24 protein-coding genes are annotated in these 21674 nt (G+C 51.1%); 1 reads left to right on the forward strand and 23 read right to left on the reverse strand.

Annotation, left to right across the window (positions count from 1 at the left end; translation table 11 throughout):
* Nucleotides 1-66: 66 nt before the first annotated feature.
* The 23 genes from OCL06_RS03155 to rpmH all read right to left on the reverse strand — a co-directional run bounded on the left by OCL06_RS03155 (nucleotide 67) and on the right by rpmH (nucleotide 19529).
* The gene (locus OCL06_RS03155) at nucleotides 67-414 is read right to left on the reverse strand and encodes a VOC family protein (protein ID WP_262992281.1); all 348 of its coding nucleotides are present in this window, start codon (nucleotides 412-414) and stop codon (nucleotides 67-69) included.
* A 300-nt stretch (nucleotides 415-714) separates the two neighbouring features.
* Entirely contained in the window at nucleotides 715-1131 is a 417-nt protein-coding gene (locus OCL06_RS03160; RefSeq protein ID WP_262992282.1) for a F0F1 ATP synthase subunit epsilon, read from the reverse strand.
* Between the two features lie 64 nt (nucleotides 1132-1195).
* Nucleotides 1196-2584 carry a F0F1 ATP synthase subunit beta gene (atpD, locus tag OCL06_RS03165; RefSeq protein WP_262992283.1) on the reverse strand — a complete coding sequence of 463 codons (1389 nt, stop codon included), beginning with the start codon at nucleotides 2582-2584 and terminating at the stop codon, nucleotides 1196-1198.
* Nucleotides 2585-2617: 33 nt separating this feature from the next.
* Complete coding sequence (atpG, locus tag OCL06_RS03170) at nucleotides 2618-3478, reverse strand: F0F1 ATP synthase subunit gamma (RefSeq protein ID WP_262992284.1); 861 nt, start codon at nucleotides 3476-3478, stop codon at nucleotides 2618-2620.
* 57 nt (nucleotides 3479-3535) lie between these two features.
* On the reverse strand, nucleotides 3536-5077 hold the full coding sequence (gene atpA / locus OCL06_RS03175) for a F0F1 ATP synthase subunit alpha (protein WP_262992285.1): 1542 nt from the start codon (nucleotides 5075-5077) through the stop codon (nucleotides 3536-3538).
* A gap of 13 nt (nucleotides 5078-5090) precedes the next feature.
* Nucleotides 5091-5624, reverse strand: a complete 534-nt coding sequence (gene atpH, locus OCL06_RS03180; protein WP_262992286.1) for a F0F1 ATP synthase subunit delta — start codon at nucleotides 5622-5624, stop codon at nucleotides 5091-5093.
* 14 nt (nucleotides 5625-5638) lie between these two features.
* Entirely contained in the window at nucleotides 5639-6109 is a 471-nt protein-coding gene (gene atpF / locus OCL06_RS03185; protein WP_262992287.1) for a F0F1 ATP synthase subunit B, read from the reverse strand.
* Nucleotides 6110-6155: 46 nt separating this feature from the next.
* Nucleotides 6156-6377: a F0F1 ATP synthase subunit C gene (gene atpE / locus OCL06_RS03190; RefSeq protein WP_032095247.1), complete on the reverse strand. Its 222-nt coding sequence runs from the start codon at nucleotides 6375-6377 to the stop codon at nucleotides 6156-6158.
* A gap of 91 nt (nucleotides 6378-6468) precedes the next feature.
* The gene (atpB, locus tag OCL06_RS03195; RefSeq protein ID WP_262992288.1) at nucleotides 6469-7302 is read right to left on the reverse strand and encodes a F0F1 ATP synthase subunit A; all 834 of its coding nucleotides are present in this window, start codon (nucleotides 7300-7302) and stop codon (nucleotides 6469-6471) included.
* 89 nt (nucleotides 7303-7391) lie between these two features.
* Nucleotides 7392-7784: an ATP synthase subunit I gene (locus OCL06_RS03200; protein ID WP_262992289.1), complete on the reverse strand. Its 393-nt coding sequence runs from the start codon at nucleotides 7782-7784 to the stop codon at nucleotides 7392-7394.
* A gap of 206 nt (nucleotides 7785-7990) precedes the next feature.
* Nucleotides 7991-8872: a ParB/RepB/Spo0J family partition protein gene (locus OCL06_RS03205; RefSeq protein ID WP_262992290.1), complete on the reverse strand. Its 882-nt coding sequence runs from the start codon at nucleotides 8870-8872 to the stop codon at nucleotides 7991-7993.
* Nucleotides 8873-8914: 42 nt separating this feature from the next.
* A complete protein-coding gene (locus OCL06_RS03210) occupies nucleotides 8915-9709 on the reverse strand; it encodes a ParA family protein (RefSeq protein WP_262992291.1) in 795 nt (264 codons plus the stop codon).
* Nucleotides 9710-9720: 11 nt separating this feature from the next.
* A complete protein-coding gene (gene rsmG, locus OCL06_RS03215; RefSeq protein ID WP_262992292.1) occupies nucleotides 9721-10365 on the reverse strand; it encodes a 16S rRNA (guanine(527)-N(7))-methyltransferase RsmG in 645 nt (214 codons plus the stop codon).
* 5 nt (nucleotides 10366-10370) lie between these two features.
* Nucleotides 10371-12272: a tRNA uridine-5-carboxymethylaminomethyl(34) synthesis enzyme MnmG gene (mnmG, locus tag OCL06_RS03220; RefSeq protein WP_262992293.1), complete on the reverse strand. Its 1902-nt coding sequence runs from the start codon at nucleotides 12270-12272 to the stop codon at nucleotides 10371-10373.
* Between the two features lie 958 nt (nucleotides 12273-13230).
* Entirely contained in the window at nucleotides 13231-14052 is an 822-nt protein-coding gene (locus OCL06_RS03225) for an ATP-binding protein (RefSeq protein WP_262992294.1), read from the reverse strand.
* A 5-nt stretch (nucleotides 14053-14057) separates the two neighbouring features.
* Entirely contained in the window at nucleotides 14058-14720 is a 663-nt protein-coding gene (locus OCL06_RS03230; protein WP_262992295.1) for a DnaT-like ssDNA-binding domain-containing protein, read from the reverse strand.
* Between the two features lie 2 nt (nucleotides 14721-14722).
* Nucleotides 14723-15157 (reverse strand): FMN-binding protein MioC, encoded by a 435-nt coding sequence (gene mioC / locus OCL06_RS03235; protein ID WP_262992296.1) that lies wholly within the window; start codon nucleotides 15155-15157, stop codon nucleotides 14723-14725.
* A gap of 3 nt (nucleotides 15158-15160) precedes the next feature.
* Nucleotides 15161-16549, reverse strand: a complete 1389-nt coding sequence (gene mnmE, locus OCL06_RS03240; protein ID WP_262992297.1) for a tRNA uridine-5-carboxymethylaminomethyl(34) synthesis GTPase MnmE — start codon at nucleotides 16547-16549, stop codon at nucleotides 15161-15163.
* Nucleotides 16550-16556: 7 nt separating this feature from the next.
* Nucleotides 16557-17039 carry a YajQ family cyclic di-GMP-binding protein gene (locus OCL06_RS03245; protein ID WP_262992298.1) on the reverse strand — a complete coding sequence of 161 codons (483 nt, stop codon included), beginning with the start codon at nucleotides 17037-17039 and terminating at the stop codon, nucleotides 16557-16559.
* A gap of 60 nt (nucleotides 17040-17099) precedes the next feature.
* A complete protein-coding gene (gene yidC, locus OCL06_RS03250; protein WP_262992299.1) occupies nucleotides 17100-18776 on the reverse strand; it encodes a membrane protein insertase YidC in 1677 nt (558 codons plus the stop codon).
* Nucleotides 18777-18786: 10 nt separating this feature from the next.
* Nucleotides 18787-19056: a membrane protein insertion efficiency factor YidD gene (yidD, locus tag OCL06_RS03255; RefSeq protein ID WP_373318431.1), complete on the reverse strand. Its 270-nt coding sequence runs from the start codon at nucleotides 19054-19056 to the stop codon at nucleotides 18787-18789.
* Nucleotides 19020-19379, reverse strand: coding sequence for a ribonuclease P protein component (rnpA, locus tag OCL06_RS03260; protein ID WP_262992300.1), 360 nt, complete (start codon nucleotides 19377-19379; stop codon nucleotides 19020-19022). Before rnpA ends, yidD begins: the two co-directional genes overlap by 37 nt.
* 15 nt (nucleotides 19380-19394) lie before the next feature.
* A complete protein-coding gene (gene rpmH, locus OCL06_RS03265) occupies nucleotides 19395-19529 on the reverse strand; it encodes a 50S ribosomal protein L34 (RefSeq protein ID WP_014290886.1) in 135 nt (44 codons plus the stop codon).
* Nucleotides 19530-20150: 621 nt separating this feature from the next.
* Between rpmH and dnaA the strand changes: the two genes are divergently transcribed.
* Nucleotides 20151-21653 carry a chromosomal replication initiator protein DnaA gene (dnaA, locus tag OCL06_RS03270; RefSeq protein ID WP_262992301.1) on the forward strand — a complete coding sequence of 501 codons (1503 nt, stop codon included), beginning with the start codon at nucleotides 20151-20153 and terminating at the stop codon, nucleotides 21651-21653.
* Nucleotides 21654-21674 lie beyond the last annotated feature (21 nt).

Here is a 21674-nt window from a genome sequence, read left to right on the forward strand (position 1 = left end):
GAGCCCGGTACTTCCCTGTTCAGGATTTAAGCGTAACCCCCTTTATACAATTATCAAGTATGAGGGCTATTCTGACCACACTGCGAATTCACTGCCACCGGGTTCACTGAAATGAAACCGCTGGCCGCCGGGAAACGCGAAAATGGGCTTCACAATACGCCCACCGGCCTTTTCTATCTGTTGCCGGCACGACGCCAGGTCCTCACAGTAAAACACTACCAGCACACCGCCGGTGCGTGTAAGTGACGGTGTATCGGCGTGATAAAAGCCGCCCTGCATCTCCGGCGTATCAAACGCACTGTACTCTCCACCGTAATCGGTGAATTGCCAGTCAAAAACCTCTGTAAAGAACGCCTTGGTGGCCGGCAAGTCTGAAGAGGGTACTTCCAGATAATTAATGGCCTTGTTTCTCATTCCGTTGCTCTCCGCCGTGTAGTGTTTTTGTGTCGGTCAGGGTGACGCAGAATCTGCATGATCCCCCTGCTGTAGGTGAGTTGAGTGCACCCTATTGCTGCCCGTGGTTCCCTTCCCCCCCCCGCAGCCGTTCTCTTAAACGTAAACGAAGGAGCCGGGAGGCTCCCTGTATGCTCACGGCGAAAAACGAACTGCTGTCAGTCGCGGGATCAGTATAGTCATAGCGCGTGTATACGCCATACTTTTACAGGCAATAAAAAACCCGGCCGGAGCCGGGTTTGCTTATAACTACTGAATTTATTACTTGCGCAGCTTCTGAATAAGTCTCAGCTGAGCAATAGCTTCGGCCAGCTCTTGAGCGGCTTCGGCGTAGTTAAAGTCAGCGCCTGGGTTGGCGATGTGCTCTTCTGCACGTCGTTTGGCGTCTTCTGCTGCCTGTTCGTCGAGGTCTTCCGCGCGAACCGCAGTATCAGCCAGTACAGTGACGGTACCAGGTTGTACTTCCAGTACACCACCCGCTACGTAGATAACTTCTTCTTCACCGTGCTGTTTCACCAAACGCACCATACCAGGTTTAATAGCAGTGATCAGTGGCGCGTGTCCGGGATGGATACCCAGCTCACCTTCGCTACCTGTCACCTGAATGTTTTCAACGCGACCAGAAAAAATTTGCTGTTCTGCGCTGACTACGTCCAGATGCGTTGTCATTGCTGCCATGTGAACCTCCTGATTAGGTACGTAAGCTTAATGTCACAGAGCTGGTGCTAAGCACCAGTCATGCTTATTTTGCTTTCTTGGCTTTCTCTGCAGCTTCTTCGATCGATCCCACCATGTAGAAGGCTTGCTCAGGCAAATCGTCGTACTCGCCGTCGAGGATTGCTTTAAAGCCGCTGATGGTATCTTTCAGAGAAACATATTTACCAGGCGCACCAGTGAACACTTCCGCTACGAAGAACGGCTGTGACAGGAAGCGCTGAATTTTACGTGCACGGGATACAACCAGCTTGTCTTCTTCAGACAGCTCGTCCATACCCAGGATCGCAATGATATCTTTCAGCTCTTTATAACGCTGCAGTACTGTTTGTACGCCACGCGCTACGTCGTAGTGCTCCTGACCGATTACCAGTGGGTCCAGCTGACGTGAAGTAGAATCCAGTGGATCTACCGCAGGGTAGATACCCAGAGACGCGATATCACGTGACAGTACTACCGTTGCGTCCAAGTGAGCAAAGGTGGTTGCTGGTGACGGGTCAGTCAAGTCATCGGCTGGTACATATACCGCCTGAATTGACGTGATTGAACCTGTCTTGGTTGAGGCGATACGTTCCTGCAGTACACCCATCTCTTCTGCCAGAGTAGGCTGATAACCTACCGCTGAAGGCATACGTCCCAGCAGTGCCGATACTTCGGTACCTGCCAGTGTGTAACGATAGATGTTATCTACGAAGAACAGTACGTCACGGCCTTCGTCACGGAATTTTTCCGCAATTGTCAGACCGGTCAGTGCTACACGCAGACGGTTACCCGGCGGCTCGTTCATCTGGCCGTACACCAACGATACTTTATCAAGTACGTTAGAGTCGTTCATTTCATGATAGAAGTCGTTACCCTCACGGGTACGCTCACCAACACCGGCAAATACCGAGAAACCACTGTGCTCGATCGCGATGTTACGGATAAGTTCCATCATGTTTACGGTTTTACCAACACCGGCACCACCGAACAGACCAACTTTACCACCTTTGGCAAACGGGCAAACCAGGTCGATAACCTTGATACCGGTTTCCAGCAGCTCAACGGCGTTCGACTGGTCTTCGTAGCTAGGCGCCGCGCGGTGAATAGACATACGCTCTTCTTCACCGATAGGACCCGCTTCGTCAATGGGGTTACCCAGTACGTCCATGATACGGCCCAGGGTTTTAGTACCCACTGGCACCATGATTGGGGCGTTAGTATTTTCAATTGTGATACCGCGGCGCAGACCGTCGGAAGAACCCATAGCGATGGTACGAACTACACCACCACCTAACTGCTGCTGCACTTCCAGGGTCAGCCCTGAAAGTTCACCGTCGGTCACTCGCAGTGCGTCATATACTCTTGGTACCGCATCTTGTGGAAACTCAATGTCCACAACGGCGCCAATGATTTGGACGACCTTACCTTGACTCATAATTTGTCCTCGTTATCTCTTCTAAACCTTTGCTTACACCGCTGCGGCACCGCTGACAATCTCACTGATTTCTTGTGTGATTGCAGCTTGACGCGCTTTGTTATATACCAGTTGCAGATCATCAATCAGGTTGCCGGCATTGTCGGTTGCAGATTTCATTGCAACCATTCGGGCAGCCTGCTCAGATGCAGCGTTTTCTACCACGCCCTGGTACACCTGAGACTCAATGTAACGCACCATCAATGATTCCAGGATTTCCCGTGGATCTGGCTCGTAAATGTAGTCCCAACGATGCTTATAGTCGTCGTCATCAGACTTAGGCAAAGGTAATAACTGATTGCTCACTGGGGTTTGTGTCATGGTATTGATGAAGTCGTTGAATACCAGGTAAACCCGGTCCAGCTTTCCTTCGTCATATGCTTTTAGCATGACACGTACTACGCCAACGATATCGCTGACGCTTGGCTTGTCGCCCAATCCAGACTCAGCAGCTAATAAGTTGCCACCGAACCGATTGAAGAAACTACATGCCTTTGCCCCTAACGCTGCGAAGTCCACTTCTACACCCTTTTCCTGCCAGTCTTTGACTTGCTGGGTGACGAGCTTAAATTCGTTGGTGTTCAAACCACCACATAAGCCCCGGTCAGTGGAAATCACAATGTAACCAACACGTTTAACCTCACGCTCTTCCAGATATGGATGGCGATATTCCAGGTTACCGTTGGCAATGTGACCAATCACTTTTAGCATGCTTTGTGCGTATGGGCGGCCAGAGGCCATGCGTTCCTGCGCCTTTTTCATTTTCGACGCAGCAACCATTTCCATCGCACTGGTAATCTTTTGAGTATTCTTGATACTCCCAATCTTACCTTTTATCTCTTTACCGCTGGCCATGACTATCTCTCCGATTACTCAACGTATGTGCTGGCCATTACAGCCAGCACCCGGTGATTACCAAGTTTGTGTCGCTTTAAAGTTTGTTAAAGCGTCATTCAACTTCGATGCAATCTCGTCGTTGTAGTTACCTGTTTCGTTGATAGTCTTCATCAGGTCAGCATGTTCGCTGTTCATGTAAGAGTGCAGAGAGGCTTCAAAATCCAGGATTTTGTTCAGCTCTACATCTTTCAGGAAACCTTTCTCTACCGCGAACAGGGATACACCCATGTCGGCAATGGACAGTGGCGTATACTGTTTTTGTTTCATCAGCTCGGTAACACGCTCACCGTGCTCAAGCTGTTCACGGGTAGCTTCATCAAGGTCAGAAGCAAACTGCGAGAACGCCGCCAGTTCACGATACTGAGCCAGGGCCAGACGAATACCGCCACCCAGCTTCTTGATGATTTTCGTCTGTGCAGAACCACCAACACGCGATACTGATACACCGGCGTTAACCGCAGGGCGGATACCGGCGTTGAACAGGTCAGTTTCCAGGAAGATCTGACCATCAGTAATCGAGATTACGTTGGTTGGTACGAATGCAGATACGTCACCCGCCTGGGTTTCAATGATAGGCAATGCCGTCAGTGAACCCGTTTTGCCTTTCACTTCACCTTTGGTGAAGTTTTCTACGTACTGCTCGTTAACACGGGCGGCACGTTCCAGCAGACGTGAGTGAAGATAGAATACGTCACCCGGGTATGCTTCACGACCTGGTGGACGCTTCAGCAGCAGTGAAATCTGACGATACGCAACGGCTTGCTTAGACAAGTCATCGTATACGATCAGAGCATCTTCACCGTGGTCACGGAAGAATTCACCCATGGTACAACCAGAGTAAGGTGCCAGGTATTGCAGCGCTGCAGATTCAGACGCAGAAGCGGCAACCACAATGGTGTGCTCCATGGCGCCGTGCTCTTCCAGCTTACGTACTACGTTAGAAATAGTAGAAGCCTTCTGGCCTACTGCAACGTAGATACACTTAATACCCGTGCCTTTCTGGTTGATGATCGCATCAATCGCCATGGCAGTTTTACCGGTCTGACGGTCACCGATTAACAGTTCACGCTGTCCACGACCGATTGGGATCATGGCATCAACTGACTTATAACCCGTTTGTACTGGCTGGTCTACCGACTGACGTTCGATTACGCCAGGGGCAATTTTCTCAACCGGTTCAAAGCTGGCTGCGTCAATTGACCCTTTACCGTCAATAGGCTCACCCAGGGTGTTAACTACACGACCCAACAGGGCGCGGCCAACAGGAACTTCCAGGATACGGCCAGTAGATTGTACTTTGTCGCCTTCCCGTAGGTCAGCGTAAGGTCCCATAACAACGGCACCTACTGAGTCACGCTCAAGGTTCAGTGCAATAGCATAGCGACCACCAGGTAGCTCAACCATTTCACCTTGCATTACATCGGCCAGGCCGTGAATGCGGATAATACCGTCGGTTACTGCGACGATCGTGCCTTCATTGCGTGCTTCACTGGTAACATTGAACTGTTCAATTCTTTTCTTGATCAGTTCAGCAATTTCAGTGGAATTAAGTTGCATGCTCTTATCCCCGTTATGCTTGCAACGCGTCTGCGAGACGGTTCAATTTCGACTTCACGGAACCATCAATAACTGTATCACCGGATTTAATTACTAAACCGGCGACCAGGGCAGGGTCCACGTTACAATTAAGCTTCACTTTACGTGCCAGACGTTTTTCCAGTGTCGTTGCCAGCTCTGTTTGTTGAGCGGCGGTCAGTTCTGAGGCTGACGTGACGTCGACTTCCACTTCTTTGTCGTACTCGGCCTTAAAGGCATCGAACATAGCGGAAATTTCAGGTAATACTGGTAAACGATTATTTTCAGCCAGAACCTTCACCAGGTTCTGTCCGTGTTCGTCAAGCTGGTCACCGCAGATATTGTTGAATATCTCTGCCAGTGTGTCGGACGCGACCGCACCAGTCAGTAACTGATGCATGTCGTCATTGCGAACCACTTGTGCAGTAAACATCAACATATCCTGCCATTTGGCTACGGCGTTGTGCTCGACAGCAAAATCGAAAGCAGCTTTAGCGTAGGGACGAGCAACGGTTGTCAATTCAGACATGGCTCATCTCCTTCTTAAAGCTCTGCGACAAGTTTTTCAACAATGTCGTTTTGCGCTTGTGCATCGATTTCACGTTGTAAGATCTGTTGTGCGCCGGCCACTGCCAGGGCAGCCACCTGCTTACGCAGATCTTCTTTGGCACGATTGCGTTCAGCTTCAATCTCGGCATAACCAGATGCGATGATTTTTTCACGCTCGGCATGACCTTTCTGCGTTTCTTCGTCAACCAGTTGGTTGGCGCGCTTCTTGGCCTGCTCGATAATTTCAGCTGCTTGCGCTTTCGCGTCTTTTAACTGCTCAGTCGCTTTCTGCTGAGCTAGCTCAAGGTCTTTCTCAGCACGATCAGAAGCGGCAAGCCCATCGGCTATTTTCTTCTGACGTTCTTCGATCGCACCCATTAGTGGCGGCCATACATACTTTTTGCAGAACCACACAAAAACGATGAATGCGATAGATTGACCAATAAGAGTGGCGTTAATATTCACGACCGCTCCTCCTCATAAATGTTCGCTAATAGACTTGAGTTTAAGATTAAGCACCAACAGCGAACAGAAGGTAAAGAGCGATACCAACACCGATCATCGCGATGGCGTCGATAAGACCCGCTACGATGAACATTTTAACTTGCAGTTGAGGGGCCAGTTCTGGTTGACGAGCAGCAGATTCCAGGAATTTACCACCCAGCAGACCGAAACCAATAGCGGTACCCAGGGCACCCAGACCAATCAGTAATGCAGCAGCGATGTATAACATTTACGTCTCCGATTTAAGTTATTTAAAGTTAAAGTTAAAAGTAAAACTCGTGTTACGCGTGTAGCAGCCAGGCTACTACACGCCTAATAGGTTAATGGTCTTCGCTGGCCAGGCTCAGATACACGATGGTCAGCATCATGAATATGAACGCCTGTAGCGGCAGAACCAGAATATGGAACACGGCCCACGCAAAGTGCAGAGGCAGCTGGAACAGGCCAATTGTGGCGATCAGGATGAAGATCAGCTCACTGGCATACAGGTTACCGAACAAACGCAGTGCCAGTGACAGCGGACGCGCCAGCAGGGTAACGGTTTCCAGAATAAAGTTAACAGGTATAAACGCCCAGTGATTGAACGGCTGCATGGTCAGCTCTTTGGTGAAGCCACCGAAGCCTTTCATTTTCACTGAGTAGTAAAGGATCAGTACAAACACACCCAGCGCAAGCGCAAACGTAGTATTCAGGTCAGTAGTTGGCACTGATTTCATATACACATCATGGGGGTCCATATCGAACGCATGCTGACCAATCAGGCCGGCAATGGTCGGTAACCAGTCAACCGGCACCAGATCCATCAGGTTCATCAGCAGTACCCACACAAAAATCGTCAGGGCCAGCGGCGCAATTAACGCGCTTCTGCCATGGTAGGTGCTGGTCACGTTGTCATTAACAAACTCTAAGACCAGCTCAACGAACGCCTGAAACTTGCCAGGTACGCCAGTAGTGGCTTTCTTGGCGACAGCGCGGAAAGAAATAACGAACAACAAACCCAATACCACTGACCACGCGAGCGTGTCGACATGCCATGCCCAGAAACCTGCATCGGCACACGCTTTGTTAAACGCGATACCGCTGTCGGTTGAGCACATGGTGGCATTGGTCAAGTGGTGCTTGATGTATTCTGAGGTAGTGTATTCAGATGCCATTGTTTAACCCAAATTGTAAAGTGTGAAAATCTGTTGAGTTCCCGGGAGGTACGCCGTTCTTATCGCACCTGTGTTGCCGTACGCGGTCATTATTCTGATTGTTGCGTATTGTCCCGGAATAAGGCCAGCCAGTAGCTGACCGTCGTTATGACGTAGCCGATAATTACCGGCAGGGGAGATGCTTGTAACCCCATAAATGCCACAACGAACAAAATCATTGTCAGTGCCAGTTTTATTTTTGCGCCCTGGCTAAAGCTCCTTGCCACCAGATTACTCTGTCTGGCACCGGCGTAACGAAATGCAAAGCCGGCAAATATAAGTGTGGGTAGAATGCTGACCACTGCGCCACAGGCGAGCGATAAGGCAGTGTGCGCGTTACTGAAGACCACGCCAGCCAGAATCAGGATAAGTGCCGTAACACCTTGGAAAAACATTCCTTTTTTGGCTATTTTCTTGCCCTGACCCACCAGGTCTCGACTCACTGCGACATCCTGCTTGTTCTTACCCAACAAAAAGCGTCAGAAGTATACTGATTTACCGATAATTTTCAACAATACATCGCGTGTTGAAAGTGAATCTGAAAATTTTCACGCAAACTATCGGATTGCGACAGCATTCTACCCTGAAAGTGGTTACTTTGCGACCTTTGCAAAAGGGGCGGGGAACACCCAGGTGTAAACAACCTAACCTATTGAAATTTTGATATTATTCCATCGAGTTGTTCGAGGTCATTGAAGTTAATTACCATCTTACCCTTGCCTTTGGCGTTGTGATCAATACTCACCGGCGCACCGAGGTTTTCAGACAAACGGTTCATCAGACTTTTGACATCCGGGTCAATGGTTTTTTCCGGTTTGGGTTTCGCCGGCTCCAACAACTTACGCACCAGCTTTTCTGTATCGCGTACTGTCAGCCCTTTACCTGAAACAGTCTGTGCCGCTTCTGACTGCGCCTCACCATCGAGTGCCAATAAGGCACGGGCATGGCCCATTTCGATGTCGCCGTGCTCTACCAGCAGTTTTACGTCATCGTTCAGGTTATTCAGGCGCAGTAAATTGGTGACAGTAGTACGGGATTTACCCACTGCTTCCGCGACTTCCTGATGGGTCAGCTCGAAGTCGGACATCAGGCGGTCTAATGCCTGGGCTTCTTCCATGGCGTTAAGATCTTCGCGCTGAATATTCTCAATGAGCGCAATGGCCACTGCGGCTTCATCCGGCACGTCTTTAACCAGACAGGGGACTTCATCAAGCTGGGCAAGTTGCGCGGCGCGCCAGCGACGTTCCCCGGCAATAATTTCATAGCGGTGATTATCTACCTGGCGTACCACGATGGGCTGAATCACACCCTGCGATCGAATCGACGAGGCCAGCTCTTCCAGGGCATCTGGCGACATGTCCTTACGGGGCTGATATTTGCCCGGCACCAGATACTCAATGGGTATCTTACTGAGTTCGCTTTGTGGAGGGGAAGTATCAGAATGTGGCTGTTGTTTTTCTCGGTCAGAAGACTGGCTGGTTGCCAGTAACGCGTCTAAACCGCGCCCCAGGCCTCTTTTTTTCGCTGACATAGTATCCTCAAATGCCGGCTCCTGCCGGCCATCCCGTGTTGCTTAACTGGCTTTCGCCGGGGGCTGTGCCGATTTATCCCGGCGGCGCAGAATTTCACCGGCCAGAGCCAGGTAGGCTTTGGCACCAGTAGACGATTTATCATAATACATTGCCGGCGCGCCGAAACTGGGCGCTTCGGCCAATCGCACGTTACGTGGGATTACCGTGCGGTAAACCTGCTCACCGAAGTGGCGCTTCAGTTGCTCAGACACGTCATTGGCAAGCCGGTTACGCGGATCATACATGGTTCTGAGAACGCCTTCTATGGTTAGGTTTGGATTCACCACCGAGGCTAACTTTTGAATTGTGTCCATTAATGCCGTCAGACCTTCCAGTGCATAATATTCGCACTGCATCGGCACCATCACCGAGTCTGCGGCAGCCAGCGCGTTAACCGTTAACTGGTTCAGCGAGGGCGGGCAGTCGATGAACACAAAATCGTAATAGTTCATGACGGGCTTTAGCGCATTGCGTAATCGAACCTCACGGGCAAAACACTCCATGAGCTTGATTTCAGCGGCAGTAACATCGCCGTTGGCGGCAATGAGATCGTATTTGCCCGACGTATTGCGCACAATCACTTCGTCTGCGGGCTTTTCTTCAATCAGTAATTCATACGCAGTAGCATCTACATCATACTTGTCCACACCACTGCCCATGGTGGCGTTGCCCTGCGGATCCAAATCGATTAACAGCACCTTGCGCTTAGTGGCGGCCATGGAGGCGGCCACGTTGACTGCGGTGGTGGTCTTTCCCACACCACCTTTCTGATTCGCTATCGCAATAACCTTTGCCACTTTCAATCCCGTTACGCTTTTGTGATCGTTACCAGATGTCTCTCGCCTTCGAGGCCCGGTACTGTCAGGTTGTGCACCTTTGTGATCTGAAAGTGATCACTTACTTCGTCTATTTCCGACTGGGGGAACTGCCCTTTGAGCGCGAGAAACTCACCCTGAGAATCTACCAGATGCGCGCACCAGTGCAACATATCTTTTAACGAGGCAAAGGCGCGACTGATAACCCCGTCGTAGGGAGTGTCAGGTTGATGTTTTTCTACCCGGGTCTGCAGTGGCGTGGCATTGGTAACGCCCAGCGCATACAGCGACTGCGTCATAAAACGCACCCGTTTACCCAGACTGTCCAGCAGGGTGAACTGCACATCCGGCAGTACTATGGCCAGTGGGATACCCGGCAAGCCCGGCCCGGTGCCTACATCGATCACCTGACTCCCGGAAATAAAGGGTTTCACCGCCAGAGAGTCGAGCAGGTGTCTGACCACCATGTCTTTTGGCTCGCGCACCGAAGTCAGGTTGTAGGCTTTGTTCCATTTGTTGATAAGCAGCACGTACTCAATGAGCTGACTCCGCTGATTATCGGTGATACCGGACAGACCCAGCTTCTCAATACCGTCGTCCAGTAAGGCTCGCAGTTCCCCGGCGTTTACATTATTCATTTCACTCACGCACTTTTCGCTTCATGTTTACGTAACATGCCGTGTTTTTTCAGATACACCAGTAACAGCGAGATAGCCGCCGGCGTCACACCTGAGATCCGTGACGCTTTGCCAATAGTCTCTGGGCGCGCTTCGGACAGCTTTGCTACGACTTCGTTTGACAAGCCAGAGATTTGGGCAAAATCGAAATCCACGGGTAACAGGGTGTTTTCATGACGCTGCGCCTTGGCAATTTCGTCCAGTTGACGGGCGATATAGCCAGCGTACTTAATTTGAATTTCGACCTGTTCGGCGGCAATGGGATCCTGCAGGCGCGGACCCAGCGATTCAATTTCCATTAGCTGGCTGTAAGTCATTTCCGGACGCCGGATTAACTCTTCCAGCGAGTGTTCCCGGCTGACCGGATTTTTCAGCATATCATTAAGTTGTGGCGCGGCAGCATGCTCGGGGTGGATATACTGAGCCCGCAAACGTCCCAGCTCTTGCTCTACCTGTTCCCTCTTCTGATTAAACGCCTGCCAGCGATCATCGTCCACCAGCCCGATCTCACGACCCAGCGCAGTTAACCGGCTGTCGGCGTTATCTTCACGCAGTAACAGGCGGTATTCGGCCCGGCTAGTAAACATGCGGTAAGGTTCTTTAGTGCCCATGGTGGCCAGATCGTCGATCAGCACACCCATGTAAGCCTGGTCGCGACGCAGGATCATCGGATCTTTCTGTTGTACCTGCAAAGCCGCGTTAGCGCCGGCTACCAGCCCCTGTGCACCGGCTTCTTCATAGCCGGTGGTGCCGTTAATCTGGCCGGCAAAGAACAATCCGTCGATAAATTTGGTCTCCAGCGTCTGGCGCAGATCCCGGGGATCGAAGAAATCATATTCAATAGCATAACCCGGGCGGACTATGTGCGCGTTCTCAAAGCCGCGAATCGACCGGACCATCGCCATCTGCACATCAAAGGGCAGGCTGGTTGAGATGCCGTTCGGATATACTTCGATGCTGTTCAGGCCTTCCGGTTCAACGAAGATCTGATGCGAGCCTTTGTCGGCAAAACGCATAATTTTATCTTCGATACTGGGGCAATACCGCGGCCCCACGCCTTCGATGAGACCGGTGTACATTGGGGAGCGGTCTAGTCCACTGCGAATGATCTCGTGGGTATTTTCGTTGGTGTGGGTGATGTAACACGGTATTTGACGGGGATGCATCGAGCGATCACCCATGAACGACACGACCGGCACTGGATCGTCACCAGGCTGCTCCTGCATGACGCTGAAGTCCAGGCTGCGTGCATCAAGCCGGGCAGGGGTGCCGGTTTTCAGGCGATCGACCCGGAAGGGCAAGGCCCGCAGGCGGTCGGCTAGTGCGATAGACGGCGGATCGCCTGCCCGCCCACCGCGGTAATTTTCAAGCCCAATGTGAATCGTTCCGCCCAGGAACGTCCCTACAGTGAGTACCACGGTTTTTGCACTGAATTTAAGGCCCATCTGCGTGACGACACCGGTGACGCGATCGTTTTCCACGATCAGATCATCCACGCTCTGCTGGAACAGGGTCAGGTTGGGCTGGCTTTCAACAGTTTTACGAATGGCATGCCGGTACAGCGTGCGATCAGCCTGGGCGCGGGTTGCCCGGACGGCCGGGCCTTTACTGGAATTCAGGGTACGAAACTGGATCCCGGCATGATCCGTGGCCAGGCCCATAGCACCGCCCAAGGCATCAATTTCTTTCACCAGATGACCTTTGCCGATCCCGCCGATCGCAGGATTACAGGACATTTGTCCAATGGTTTCAATGTTATGGGTCAGCAGCAGGGTGTTTACACCCATACGAGCTGAAGCCAAGGCAGCCTCGGTACCGGCATGACCGCCACCGACTACAATGACATCGAACGCTTGTTGATAAAACATGAAAAACCTCGTAAACCTGATGAATCCAGTCTCTTCCGGCCAGTCAGTGCTGTCAGAAAAAGGGCGCGTATTTTAGCTGATGTGAGCGCTAATGGAAATGGCTAAATATTCTTCAGTGAGATGCAGAAAAGAGAAAGTGGATCGCTTTAGTGATCTTAAGATCTATGTAGATCTCTTTATTTTTATATTTATTAAGATCGCCAATATCTGTTGATAAGCCTGTTTTTCCGATTAAAACCATCAGGTTATAGCGATCACAACATTGTTAACTAAGGATCGGTTTCCCCCTTGTGATCCTGTGCATAACCGGTGTATTTATCCACAACGCGATTCTTCTGAAAAACTGTCCCGTTGGAGATCAAAGCTTATACACAGTGGATCAGAGGATCCTATCCACAGGGCTGATCATGATGTGATCAGGTTGGGGATAAGATGTTCGCTGGATCGCAATAGTGATCAAAAAAAGCCCGCTGTATAAGGGTTTGATCGCGATCCCACTGTGGATGAGATCTTTTCCACAATAAGACGCAATTCTGATCTGCACGGGATAAAGCGTGCTGTGAATAAACTGATCACACAGTAAATATTTTTATATTTATTGTGACAAAACGTGTAAAACCACGGTTTTCGTGCGGCTGCGCCGGCCAATACTCTGTCAATTAAGCCAGCGTATACCCCTCTGACGCAAAGTCGTCGGTATCCTGATCTAATGCGCAATACTGTTTAGGAAGGAGAGGATCCCGGTGTTGAACAGGGCAATGAGGATAGCGTTGAGACGACTGGATTGGAATATGTCCGCATGGCGTGGCTACCTGAGGGAATGGCCACAGCCAAAGTCTCTGGCGCAATTACGCATAATGAGGCTGATACACGCGCGTGCTGTGCGCTATGGCTTAATAAATTCCACAGACGCGCGCAGATACAAATAAACAGCGGGGTAATTTAACTGACAGGCTTGCTAGCGAACCTGGTTAGGCTGATAACGACTGCTGGTAGCCGGAGCGTCAGCTTCATCCTGACCCAGGCTCTGACGACGACTGGGGCCCGAGAAACGCACTTTGTAGGTGTCGTACTCGCGGATAGACTCAAAGCAGTAGCGGCCCAGCGCGTGTTCCAGCTCATTCAGGTTATGGTTAGTAATGAGGATACAGTTTTTCTTGTTCACCAGCCGCTGGCGCAGCAGGTTGCCCAGCCAACTCTGGGTATTTTTCTTCAGCACTGATTCGTTGACACAGACCTCGTCGAGGATCAGCAGATCCACATCCAGTAACTCCTGATTGATCTCACGAAACTTCTGACCAATATTGTCCTGGGCGTTGAAGTCATAAGAGGAGTAACGCATCTCCTGTAATGTCGACAGCTGACGGTAGAGTACAGAAATTTCATACTGATCGATGAGTTGATGGGCGATGGCACCGGCAATATGAGATTTACCGCGGCCATAATCCCCGTAGAACAGCATCATATGCGAACCACTCTGACGCCAGGCGGGATCATCATGCGCGGCGATAAATGACTGGGCAATGGAGACCGCCTCAATCACATCGTCGCTGTCTTCCACCAGGTTGGCGAAGGTCCACTTGGGATTAAGATCAGAACGGCCGTGAATAGCTTCTACGCGCTGTTTCTTAGCACGTTGCTGGATCTGACGCACTTCTTCATTGGCCTGACGCTCATAGTGTTTGCGCATGTCTTTGTAATCGATCACCGGTTGGCGGGTATCGAACGACTTACCCATCGAGCGGGCCAGATTAGCGATTTTGTCTTTGAATGAATCCATAGCGGTTACGGCTTCTTCTTAGTGGCGTATTTTTCTACCAGTTTGCGGGCATTATCATCTGCTTCAATGCCGGGCGCAACCTTGACTTGCTGGGTACCGACCTTGCGGGTTTGCAATTGACCGGTGGCCAGCCGCTTACGTTTCAGGCTGTAGGCGAACTTCTGTGTCCACTGGAAGTGACTGAAAACAGAGGCGGGCCGGCCCAGCCAGTATGCCACGAATTCGCCAATGTCGTCTTCGTCATAGTCCAGATCGATAAGTCCCAGCAAGGCACACATTTCAGCGAACAGGGCGTCATCTGGCCGCCAGTTTACCTGCATGGGCTGGTGCTGATGATGCAGATGGGCAAATGCGTCCTGCTCGGCGGCAATCAATGGTAATAACACCGCCACGCCGTTGAGTGACTGCTCATAGGTGTAGGCCTCAGGCAACGCCACCAGTCCCTGCTGTTCCAGCTGGCGTAGTAAACTGTTCACCTGCCGGCCACGGGTATAGGTTGATTCAGGCTGATCGCCATTTAACAGCGTAAGCAATGCCTTGTATTGCAGGGGCGAGCTACTGGCGGTGCTGACTACTGCGTCAGGCCGCAACCCCAGGCAATACAGCACCCGCGCATCATTGGATAACGGCTGACGCAGTGCATACAATTCGGCATCGTTCAGTGCCATGATTACACCGTAACTGTGCGATCGAGCCAGGCCACGGCTTCGTCTTCAGGAATAGGGTGGTTTAACACATCGATGTGAAACGGTTCCGCCAGGATCGTGGCGTTGGCTGCGGTGAGGAGCTTTTCCATCGTCATAGCGCCATGACAAAAGGTGTCGTAGCTGCTGTCACCCAGACCAATGATATAAGCGTTCACCGCTGACAAGTCCTGACCTTCCAGCTGGGCGGCGAATGGCTGAATATTGTCTGGCAGATCGCCGGCGCCGTGAGTAGATGTGCAGATGATCCAGGTGCTGTCCTGGTCGATGGCTTCAAGGTCAGGATCCAGCTGAATACTGACTTCGTGCTGCTTGGCTTTGAGGGTGTCTGACAAAGCATCAGCCACATATTCTGCCGCGCCTAACACGGAACCCACAAGGATCGTAAAATGTTGTGACATAGGTTATTTACCGATACAGAAAGACGAAAAGATTTTGCCCAGTAAATCGTCCGACGTAAATTCGCCGGTGATTTCACACAGTGCCTGATGAGCCAGTCGCAGCTCTTCAGCCAGCAGTTCACCGGCCATGCTGTCATGCAGCTGCTGGTGACCGCGATGGACGTGTTCGGTAGCCAGGGCGAGGGCATCTAAATGCCGGCGGCGCGCGATAAACTGCCCTTCAGTGGTGGTATCCAGTCCCATAGTGGCGGCCAGATGCTCGCGCAGTAGCGCCACACCATCGCCGGAGCGGGCAGATAAGTTGATGACCGTTACCGGACCGTGGGCGGTATCCACCTGTTGCTCAGAGACACTGGCGGCGGATAAATCGACTTTATTGCGCACCACTGTGGTGGGGATCCCCGCGGGCAGGCGTTGCATAAACTCCGGCCAGATTTCATAGGGATCAATGACATCGGTCTCGGTGCTGTCGACCACAAATAACACCCGGTCGGCGTCATTAATGGCCTGCCAGGCACGCTCAATCCCTATTTGCTCGACTTTATCCGGGCTCTCGCGCAGGCCGGCAGTATCGATGATATGCACGGGCATACCGTTAATGTGGATATGTTCTTTTAGGACATCCCGGGTAGTCCCGGCAATTTCAGTCACAATGGCGCTGTCCCGGCCCGCCAGCGCATTCAGCAGCGAGGATTTACCGGCATTAGGTCGCCCGGCTATGACTACTTGCATACCGTCACGTAGTAAACTGCCTTGTTTGGCCTGATCGGCCACCCGTGCAAGAGAAGACACGATGGTGTCCAGATCGCCCGCCACCTTGCCATCAGACAGAAAATCAATTTCCTCTTCCGGAAAATCGATCGCTGCTTCCACGTACATGCGTAAATGAATAATCTGCTCTGACAGGTGCTGTATCTGGGCGGAAAATTCACCCTGCAACGAGCGCAGTGCACTGCGTGCCGCTTGTTTCGACGACGCATCAATCAGATCGGCGATGGCTTCGGCCTGAGCCAGATCCAGTTTGTCGTTAAGAAATGCCTGCTCACTGAATTCCCCCGGGCGTGCCAGACGGGCCTTGCCGGTGGCCAGGACAGCATCCAGCATCATGTCCATTACCATTTGGCCGCCATGACCCTGCAATTCCAGGACATCTTCACCGGTAAAAGAATTGGGCCCGGCAAAAAACAGCGCAATACCCTGGTCAATCACCTGACCCTGGGCGTCATAAAAGGGCGTGTACACAGCCTGTCGCGGGGGCAGGGTTTGCTTTACCAGCGCGCTGGCAACGTGGCTGGCAGCCGGACCGGATACCCGTACAATGCCCACGCCGCCACGACCCGGTGCGGTGGCCTGGGCAGTAATGGTTTCCTGATTGCTGAATGCGTCAGTCATAATGGTATTAGTCGCGGAAATTCTTAAACTGGAACGGCTGACCTAAGTCGGCTTGCTTGATCAGGCTCATAGCGGACTGTAAGTCATCGCGCTTTTTACCCGTGATACGCAGTTCGTCGCCCTGAATGGCGGTCTGCACTTTCATTTTTTCGTCTTTAATCAGCTTGACGATTTTCTTGGCCACAGGCTGTTCAATGCCTTCTTTAAACGCAATGGTCTGACGATAAGTTTTACCGGTATGGTCGTATGGCTTAACGTCCATCGCCGAGGTATCCAGATTGCGTTTGGCACAGGCGGAACGGAACATGGATTCCATTTGCTGTAACTGGAAGTCGGCTTCCGCTTTCATCACCACGGTTTTTTCTTTGTACTCAAAACTGGCGTCAACATTCCGGAAGTCAAAACGGGTGGTCAGTTCGCGACTGGCGTTTTCAGTGGCGTTGCGCACTTCTTCCATATTAATTTCTGATACTACGTCAAATGATGGCACGTGTTAGTCCTCTGTTAGACAAAACAGCCCGCGTCGGCGGGCTGTGTTGGTTCATATTAATTAGCTGGTTTTGATGCCCCGTTTTTCCATGGAGGCGTAAATCATCTTCGCCTGGATGAGGGTGATGACGTTACTGATTAACCAGTATAGTACCAACCCGGCAGGGAACCACAGGAAGAACACACTCATCATGACCGGCATCCACTGCATAATTTTCTGCTGCATAGGATCGGTAATGGTGGTGGGCTGCAGCTTCTGCAACAGGTACATGCTGGCACCGGTCAGTACCGGCAACACAAAGTACGGGTCTTTCACCGACAGGTCAGTGATCCACAGCGCGAAGTCGGCGTGACGTAATTCTACACTTTCCATCAGCACCCAGTACAACGCCAGGAAAATTGGCATCTGCAGTAACAATGGCAGACAGCCACCCATCGGGTTCACTTTTTCCTTACGGTACAACTCCATCATCGCCTGCGACATTTTCTGCTTGTCGTCGCCAAACCGGTCTTTCAGTTGCTGCATCTTCGGCGCCAGATTCCGCAGTCGGGCCATTGACTCGTACTGCTTCTTGGTCAGCGGATACATGGCCCCTTTCACGATGATCGTAATCAGGATGATGGCCACACCCCAGTTACCCACCAGGCCGTGGAGGAACATCAGCAATGAGAATAACAGCTGGGACAGCCACCAAAGGATGCCGTAATCCACTGTTAAGTCGAGACCGTGAGCTAACTCAGCCAGTACTTCCTGGTTCTTCGGACCCATGTACAGGGTGCTGGTTGCGGTGCCAGTGTCACCACTTGCAATTTGCAGTGGTGCCCCAAGATAGCCGATAACAGCAAACTGGTCGCGCAGATTCCGGCTGTACAGCGTATTGGATTGATCCTGCGGCGGTACCCAGGCAGACACAAAATAGTGCTCCAGCATGGCTACCCAGCCAGCAGGCGTGGTGATGCGCAATTTACCGTCTTCAATATCACCAAAAGAGTACTTTTCGTAACGATCGTCTTCGGTGGAGTAGGCCGCGCCGCGGTACGTAGGCATAAACATATTACTGTCGTCTTCGTACTGCATGGTCTGCTTCAGTTGACCGTATGGCTGTACTGTAGCGGTTTGGGCGGTGTTATTGGCCACCGTATAGGTCACATTGACCTGATGGCTGCCGCGGGTAAAGTGAAATGTCTTGGTGACCTGCAAGCCTTCGTTGTTACGCCAGGTCAGTGGCACGGCCAGCGTGTCACCGGTTAACTGGTATTCGGTCTGTTCGGCGTTGTACACCGGGCGGCCGCTGCTGTTTGCATCGGGGCCGTTAGCACCAATCAGCCCACTTTGCGCTACGTACAGTCCCTGACTGGCACGCAACAGGCTGTAGGGCTCTTCGGCACCCTGAGTGACCGGGTACTGCAACAGATCGGCGCTAACGACATCACCGCCAAGCAGGTCAATACGTAAGTCCAGCGTATCTGTGGTAACCGCTATGGATCGCGTGGCGGCAGTGGCTGACTGGCTGCTCAACTGAGGTGTCTCAGAGGCGGGCACATCGGCGCTGCTTTGCGGAATGTCGGTATCACCTGACTGGCCATCATCAAATGAAGGCACACCCTGTGACTGCTGGGCTTGTTCTGTGGCTGCAGGTTCTGCAGGCTGAGGACCATAGTCCTTATGCCACTGCTGCCAGAGTAAAAAGCTAATCAGGGCGAGGCCGATGATCAGAAAACTACGTTGCGATTCCATAGAGGTCTCTTTATTTTGAGTGTTTATCTTGTTGTTTTTCAGGTACCGGGTCGTAACCACCGGCGTGCAAAGGGTGGCATTTTAATATGCGTTTAAGGGATAACCAACCGCCAAATACCAATCCGTGTGTTTTTAATGCTTCAATGGCGTAAAAAGAACACGAGGGATGGAACCGGCAACGTTGGCCCAGCATAGGAGACAGGCACCACTGATAACATTTTATCAGCAGTAAAGGTACCGCTATCAGGCAGCGTTGCAGCGCTTGGTTAATTTTCGCCATAACTTATCCAGTTGCGCGTAAATTTCCTCGTTACTCATGCCATCGGCACCCGATTTACCTACAACGATAATGTCCACGCACGGCAAAGCATGCTTTTTATGACGGAAACTTTCTCGAATTAAACGCTTTATACGGTTACGTTGAACCGCTTTTCGAATACGTTTTTTGGAGAGTGTGATGCCTAGTCTTGGCGCCGGTTCACTGTTGTGACGGGCAAGAATAGTAAAAGCAGGAGATACCGCAGGAATGGCGTCATTAAAGACGTAGGTAAAGTGGGAGGGAGTTAACAGACGTAACTCCCTGGAAAACTGATTTTCGCCCACTTTGGGATCGTACAATTAAGCTGAAAGGCGAGCGCGACCTTTAGCACGGCGAGCTGCCAGTACTTTACGACCATTTTTGGTCGCCATACGAGCACGGAAACCGTGAGAACGCTTGCGCTTTAAGTTGCTCGGTTGAAATGTTCTTTTCATGACCAAAGTCTCACTTATTTAGTTAAACGAAGGCGGGGTTTACATTGTCAGTCTGTTGTCTGTTCGACAACTCGCTGGTCAATGGCTACCTGCCATCCAAAAAGGACGCTGAATTCTAGAGATCTCGGGGCTTGGTGTCAATCAATAATCCGGCTTTTAACGCACAAATGGGCGTTTTTTTCACCGCCAGGGTGAAGTGCCACTAAAATTTCGCAAAAAAATTTTCTGATTGTCTTGAAATATGTGAATAACTGTTAACTAATCGCAAGGTTATCCACAGAGGTAGCAGGGGAAACGTCAGATCGCAAGTAAATTTTACACGATCGACGCGGCTGATCATCAATACAGTGGTTTTGATTATCGCGATCGCGATCATCAGTAAGCAAAAGAATAGTTAATTAAAATCAATGGTTTATTATCTAGATCTTAAAGATCGTGAAAGATCAAGATTTACATTCTGTTGATAACGTAAGATAATCCACAGCGATAAAAAAACGACAACAAAATTTCTCGCTGATACCCTCATTGCACCGGTCTGGCCTCTCGCGCTGGACAGGCGTTTTCTTGTCTTCACTTATAGCAATGATGGCCATCCAGCGTAACTCGGAGCTAGGTTACACCATGTCACTTTGGAATTTATGTCTGGAGAGATTGCGCCAGGAATTGCCCACGCAACAATTTAGCATGTGGATAAGGCCGCTAACGTCAGACGAAGACGAGCAGGTTGTTACCCTCTTTGCCCCCAATCGATTCATTCTTGATTGGGTGCGCGATAAATATCGCGACAAGATCACGGAACTGTTCGGCGAGTTTGCGAATGGCCACGCCCCTGAACTCAGGCTGGAAGTCATGAGTAAAGCGCCGGTGTCATCACCTGCGCCGGCGGCACCGCGTCAATCTACAAACCGGCAACCACCGTCATCATCGTCAATGGACGCATTTCAGACTGCTGCCGATAACTTACAGTCTTCTTCCAGGCCGAATCATTCGCGTACGCCAGCGCATGGGTCCGGGCACAATCATAATGGTGAGCAGCGCGCACCCGTATCACCGGTGCAAACCAGTAAGCCAAATGTTATTCCTATTCCGGAAGGGGTAAAGCATAAGAGCAATATTAACCCCACATATCAGTTTGAGAATTTTGTTGAAGGTAAGTCGAACCAACTGGCCCGCGCCGCAGCGACTCAGGTCGCCAATAATCCGGGCGGCTCGTATAACCCGTTGTTTATCTACGGGGGCACCGGTTTAGGTAAAACCCACTTATTGCATGCGGTGGGCAACGGCATTATGGATAATCGTCCGAATGCCAAAATTGTTTATATGCATTCAGAACGCTTTGTGCAGGACATGGTAAAAGCGTTGCAAAATAATGCTATTGAAGACTTCAAGCGGTTCTACCGGTCAGTGGATGCGCTGTTAATAGATGATATTCAGTTCTTCGCCAACAAAGAGCGCTCACAGGAAGAATTTTTCCATACCTTTAATGCGCTGCTGGAAGGTAATCAGCAAATCATACTGACGTCTGACCGTTACCCTAAGGAAATCGACGGGGTAGAGGACCGGCTGAAATCCCGTTTCGGCTGGGGCCTGACGATTGCCATCGAACCGCCAGAGCTGGAAACCCGGGTAGCGATTTTAATGCGTAAGGCGGCCGAGAACCGCATCCATTTGCCGAATGAAGTGGCGTTCTTCATTGCTAAACGGTTACGCTCCAATGTTCGTGAATTAGAAGGCGCGCTTAACCGTGTCATCGCCAATGCAAACTTTACGGGCCGGCCTATTACGATTGACTTCGTGCGTGAAGCGCTTCGCGATTTGCTCGCGCTGCAGGAAAAACTCGTCACGGTAGATAATATACAGAAAACGGTCGCTGACTATTATAAAATCAAGGTCTCTGACATACTGTCAAAACGCCGCAGCCGCAGCGTGGCCCGTCCGCGTCAGGTCGCCATGGCATTGGCCAAGGAATTGACCAATCACAGCTTGCCTGAATTAGGGAATGCGTTCGGAGGCCGGGACCATACTACGGTACTGCATGCGTGCAGAAAAATAGATCAGCTTAGAGAAGAAAGTCATGATATAAAAGAGGACTATAAGAACCTCATACGGACATTGTCTTCTTAACGACCGAGGCGAGATTGAGCA

It is taken from the genome of Alteromonas salexigens (assembly GCF_025628895.1).
GTDB lineage: Bacteria > Pseudomonadota > Gammaproteobacteria > Enterobacterales > Alteromonadaceae > Alteromonas > Alteromonas salexigens.

Excerpts from the sequence above, each read along its gene's own strand:
- OCL06_RS03155 (WP_262992281.1), bottom strand. The coding sequence starts at position 414 with ATGAGAAACAAGGCCATTAATTATCTGGAAGTACCCTCTTCAGACTTG.
- OCL06_RS03160 (WP_262992282.1), bottom strand. The coding sequence starts at position 1,131 with ATGGCAGCAATGACAACGCATCTGGACGTAGTCAGCGCAGAACAGCAA.
- atpD (WP_262992283.1), bottom strand. The coding sequence starts at position 2,584 with ATGAGTCAAGGTAAGGTCGTCCAAATCATTGGCGCCGTTGTGGACATT.
- atpG (WP_262992284.1), bottom strand. The coding sequence starts at position 3,478 with ATGGCCAGCGGTAAAGAGATAAAAGGTAAGATTGGGAGTATCAAGAAT.
- atpA (WP_262992285.1), bottom strand. The coding sequence starts at position 5,077 with ATGCAACTTAATTCCACTGAAATTGCTGAACTGATCAAGAAAAGAATT.
- atpH (WP_262992286.1), bottom strand. The coding sequence starts at position 5,624 with ATGTCTGAATTGACAACCGTTGCTCGTCCCTACGCTAAAGCTGCTTTC.
- atpE (WP_032095247.1), bottom strand. The coding sequence starts at position 6,377 with ATGTTATACATCGCTGCTGCATTACTGATTGGTCTGGGTGCCCTGGGT.
- atpB (WP_262992288.1), bottom strand. The coding sequence starts at position 7,302 with ATGGCATCTGAATACACTACCTCAGAATACATCAAGCACCACTTGACC.
- OCL06_RS03205 (WP_262992290.1), bottom strand. The coding sequence starts at position 8,872 with ATGTCAGCGAAAAAAAGAGGCCTGGGGCGCGGTTTAGACGCGTTACTG.
- rsmG (WP_262992292.1), bottom strand. The coding sequence starts at position 10,365 with ATGAATAATGTAAACGCCGGGGAACTGCGAGCCTTACTGGACGACGGT.
- mnmG (WP_262992293.1), bottom strand. The coding sequence starts at position 12,272 with ATGTTTTATCAACAAGCGTTCGATGTCATTGTAGTCGGTGGCGGTCAT.
- OCL06_RS03225 (WP_262992294.1), bottom strand. The coding sequence starts at position 14,052 with ATGGATTCATTCAAAGACAAAATCGCTAATCTGGCCCGCTCGATGGGT.
- OCL06_RS03230 (WP_262992295.1), bottom strand. The coding sequence starts at position 14,720 with ATGGCACTGAACGATGCCGAATTGTATGCACTGCGTCAGCCGTTATCC.
- mioC (WP_262992296.1), bottom strand. The coding sequence starts at position 15,157 with ATGTCACAACATTTTACGATCCTTGTGGGTTCCGTGTTAGGCGCGGCA.
- mnmE (WP_262992297.1), bottom strand. The coding sequence starts at position 16,549 with ATGACTGACGCATTCAGCAATCAGGAAACCATTACTGCCCAGGCCACC.
- yidC (WP_262992299.1), bottom strand. The coding sequence starts at position 18,776 with ATGGAATCGCAACGTAGTTTTCTGATCATCGGCCTCGCCCTGATTAGC.
- yidD (WP_373318431.1), bottom strand. The coding sequence starts at position 19,056 with ATGGCGAAAATTAACCAAGCGCTGCAACGCTGCCTGATAGCGGTACCT.
- rpmH (WP_014290886.1), bottom strand. The coding sequence starts at position 19,529 with ATGAAAAGAACATTTCAACCGAGCAACTTAAAGCGCAAGCGTTCTCAC.
- dnaA (WP_262992301.1), top strand. The coding sequence starts at position 20,151 with ATGTCACTTTGGAATTTATGTCTGGAGAGATTGCGCCAGGAATTGCCC.